This is a genomic window from Micrococcus sp. GbtcB5, from assembly GCF_019091605.1.
In the GTDB taxonomy this organism is placed as follows: domain Bacteria; phylum Actinomycetota; class Actinomycetes; order Actinomycetales; family Micrococcaceae; genus Micrococcus; species Micrococcus luteus.
This window is the reverse complement of the sequence record NZ_JAGXJK010000548.1, coordinates 1-233: the sequence shown is the minus strand read 5'-3', so window position 1 is coordinate 233 and position 233 is coordinate 1. Positions and strand designations below refer to the sequence as shown.

Genomic DNA, 233 nt, shown 5'->3' with positions numbered 1-233 from the left:
CTCTCCGACGAGACGGTGATCGTGCGCGAGCAGGGCCCCTTCTTCCTCGGCGGCCCCCCGCGCGTGAAGGCCGCGATCGGGGAGGCCGTCTCGCCCGAGGACCTCGGCGGCGGCCGGCTGCCCGCCGGGCGCTCCGGCGTCGCGGGCCACCCGGCGGACGACCCCCCGCCCGCCATGGCGGTCCTCCCGGACATCGTGGGCACCCTGCCCCCGGCCCCGGCGCCGGGCCGGGG

At 81.5% G+C, this 233-nt stretch carries 1 protein-coding gene; it reads left to right on the top strand.

Going from position 1 to position 233, the window contains the following annotated elements:
* On the top strand, positions 1 to 233 hold a 233-nt coding region (locus tag KVS67_RS13450; RefSeq protein WP_305799845.1), incomplete at both ends, for a carboxyl transferase domain-containing protein.